Raw genomic sequence first — 3,206 nt, forward strand, 5'->3', positions numbered from 1 at the left:
GCGCCTTGGAAAGTGGCTTCCTGAAGACCTCCCACGGAACGAGCGCGTTCAGCTTCTCGAGCGGATCGCCGGCCTCGCTCAGGCGGCCATACCGTTCATCGATATCCCAGAACCCCGGCTGACAACGCATCTCATCCTCCCGACCCCGAACAGGCCAAGGAAATCATAAATCACGATCAAAGGGGAGGTTCTTCGAGGTGTCCAATTGCGTATGCGATTTTCCGTGGAATCCCTCTCATTATAAGTCGGAGCTCTTCCAAGGCGGTAAACCCGATCAGGAATAAGGTGATGCGCTTCGCCGGGACAGATCATCTCCACATATTTGTATGGACCAACGATGCAGGGATATTTCCTTTTATTTCTTGTATCAACACGCACATTATGCGCCAGGGCGAGAGCGAGCCTATTCGATTTCTCGACTTTCTCGTTCGCTCTACGATTTTCATCTTGCTGCGCCTGTTCGTCAGCGGTCGGGTTTAGTGCTCCCTGACGTTCCAGTTCACGCAAGCGCTCCCACCCCGCTTGCTCAATACGCTCGGCATCGGCTGGCGTTGGTGCATTGCGCATTCTCTCCGCGGTCTCATGAAGTATATCCGCTGCCGCCTCACTGAGGGATGGATTTTCAGCAACGCGATCAAGTTCTCCGGCTCTGATGCGACGGCGGTCCTCCGGGTATCTCCCTATCGTATGTTCCAGCCACATCCAGAAGGGGTTGGGCCTAAACCGCCCGAAGATGCCACGACGCACCTGCGGTCGATTGTCATTTGCAGCAGGTGGTAGACTGGGCTTCCTGCTCGGAGCTTGTGGTGGCGAAGGGGTGGATGGAGGCTCTGGTGCTGGTACCGCCTGCTCGACCGGCATCGCCTGAGCATATTGTGCCCCCATGATGAGCGGGTCAGGCGAGACGTCGCTCATGACCGCTGCCTCGCTCTCGAAACGTCTCAATGATCCCGGCACCGGATCATCATCACCTGGCGGCCGGTATGTCGCCGTATCCTTCACATAGACCGCCTCGCCCACCGTGTTGCGGCTGTTCATGTGGAACCGGTCGAGGTGGCGGATCACCGGATGGCCCTCGGCGCGCACCTCAGGCGCATGGCCGATCGGTTCGGTGATGTCCTCGACCGTGCCAGACTTCACCCCCTTCTTCGTGCCCGGCGCGTCCCCATGCACATGGGTCGTGCGCGAGGCAAGAGTCATCACCTTCTTGCCGGTGAAGCGAACGCTATCGGCATAGCCGGCATCGTGGCCGGCATAGTCGACGATCTGATAGGGGATCGGAACGGCGGTGTCGCCGATCGGCGTCAGGCAGACATCCGGCGCAAGACAGACGATCCGCGCCGCGTCGATATCCCGCAAGCCCTCCTTCGGCTGGCGCGTCGTCCACGGAGCGGGATAGTCCGGCTCGCCGACATAGTCAGCATCAGAGTTCGACGACAAAACGCAAGTCGGCGAAACGGCCATTCACGGCTGAGGACCTACTGGTCGCACAGGCGTCGCCGTGCCAAATCCGGCTTCCCCAACGGCAGGAGGCTCATAATCATAGAGAATCGGCGGCTCCACTGAGGCCAGGAACGTCAAATGTTCCACCAAAGGCATCTTCTGCAGATGGTCCACGCTGTTGGGTCCACCGAGACTCAGCGCCGGCACGAAGCCGTAGATTTCACCCCAGTCCAGCCGACCCAGCCGCTTCACGGCTTCCGGCATCATGTTCTGGTAGTCGTCATCCTCCCAAGGCGGCGTTACCGGTGCAAACCGTCCCATAAATCTTAGTCCCAACATGATCTCGTCGGTCCAGTAGCGCTGATGTTCCAAATCGTATTCGCGAGGCTCAACGCGTACCTTGTTCATAAGGAGGTGTAGTCGGATCGTCGCATCGCCATACCAGATGTCGATTTCGCCGAAGGCGGTGTATCCGAAAGCAAACATCTTCTCGGGATCGAATTCGGGATCGCTGCGAAACACATAGTCGAGAACCGGTTTGGGCAGAGCCGGATCGCAAAGCCAATACTGTCCGTCCGACCAGCTACACCAGCCATGATCAGCCCAGAACTGCAGGAGGTAGTCCGGCAGCTTACCTCGATAGGCTTCGATCTGTGCTCGATTAGGATATATGATATTTCTTATTTCATAGGCGGCAAGATATTCTTCGAACCACCGTTCTTCAAAAATACCGCGAACTCCATCTTCTGCCATCTCACTGCTCCGTCTTCGGTTTTCCCGGTTCGGTCGGCACACTCTCGCATAGGCGCAGATCGACCTGAACAATCGGGCAATTGTTCTTTGCTTGTTGCGCTGCGTGCTTGGCGAGGCGTGAGGCTCTCGTGTTGCCATTCACTTTGGGGTTGATCCATTGGCTGCCCATCGAGCTATTTTCGATCAAGCGGCCGATCCGATCCTCGATCGGTAGACTTTGATCCATTACTGAACTGTATGTTCCGCCCGCAACCATGTCTGGATTGTGCAGTGCGGCCGCAGCCTTCACGTAGTTCTGCAATTCGATAGGGCCACGCACAGGACCGTACTTGTCTCGGTATCTTTTCTGGATGCGTTGCGTCGTCAGATATTCGTTTCGCGCCTGTGATTGCAGAGGCTTGGACAATGCCCGCATCATTTCTGGCTGGGCCACATATCGCCCGCGATTGTCCAGCATCTGCTGCGGCGTCATTCGGTTGAGCCCGTCCTGCTGCAATTCCATCTGACGTTTGAACTCTTCCCGGTCGATGGAAGACTTTCTCGGCATGAAACAAATGATCAACGTGCGGCATTTGCGATCTGAATCCTCGCTGATGCGTGTATTGCCGCCTGGTGGAGGCGGCGGAACAGGAAGAGGCTTCGGCTTCTTTTTCGCCTTGCGCCTTTTCTCGAGTAGATCTGAAAGATAATCTCTCTCGCGTCGAATATAGTCCTGATCCGGCGAGACCAGAGGATTGAAGTAAGCGTCCTCAATATGCTTGGTAAGCCGCGCATGAGTGTCATCGAAAAGGCTTTGCTCCTGCGTATCCTCCGGCGTTATTCCTTGCAGCGCATCGGCCGCGTCCTTCTTTGCGAGAATAGCGATATCCAGCCCCACCGGGTCGCCGGGTGGATTCCAGCATGAAGTGCAACGTGATCATGAGAAGCGGATTTGGACGTCTTTGCCAAGTTCTTTGAGCATGGCCTGGAGAGGCGTGACGAAGCCGAGGCATTTTCTCGGTGTCGTATTG

Annotated in this window: 3 protein-coding genes; all 3 read right to left on the reverse strand. The window is 56.6% G+C overall.

Annotated elements, in window-relative coordinates; genetic code table 11:
- Positions 1–78: 78 nt before the first annotated feature.
- From ABRA89_RS20190 to ABRA89_RS20200, 3 genes are read right to left on the reverse strand one after another with little or no spacing between them, the layout of a single operon-like run.
- Positions 79–1,464, reverse strand: coding sequence for a PAAR-like domain-containing protein (locus ABRA89_RS20190; RefSeq protein ID WP_349943301.1), 1,386 nt, complete (start codon positions 1,462–1,464; stop codon positions 79–81).
- The gene (locus ABRA89_RS20195) at positions 1,465–2,196 is read right to left on the reverse strand and encodes a GAD-like domain-containing protein (RefSeq protein WP_349943302.1); all 732 of its coding nucleotides are present in this window, start codon (positions 2,194–2,196) and stop codon (positions 1,465–1,467) included. It abuts the gene before it with no gap.
- A gap of 1 nt (position 2,197) precedes the next feature.
- Complete coding sequence (locus ABRA89_RS20200) at positions 2,198–3,073, reverse strand: polymorphic toxin type 15 domain-containing protein (RefSeq protein WP_349943303.1); 876 nt, start codon at positions 3,071–3,073, stop codon at positions 2,198–2,200.
- Positions 3,074–3,206 lie beyond the last annotated feature (133 nt).

Source organism: Fulvimarina thalattae (assembly GCF_040239565.1).
Taxonomy (GTDB): domain Bacteria; phylum Pseudomonadota; class Alphaproteobacteria; order Rhizobiales; family Rhizobiaceae; genus Fulvimarina.

Excerpts from the sequence above, each read along its gene's own strand:
- ABRA89_RS20190 (WP_349943301.1), bottom strand. The coding sequence starts at position 1,464 with ATGGCCGTTTCGCCGACTTGCGTTTTGTCGTCGAACTCTGATGCTGAC.
- ABRA89_RS20195 (WP_349943302.1), bottom strand. The coding sequence starts at position 2,196 with ATGGCAGAAGATGGAGTTCGCGGTATTTTTGAAGAACGGTGGTTCGAA.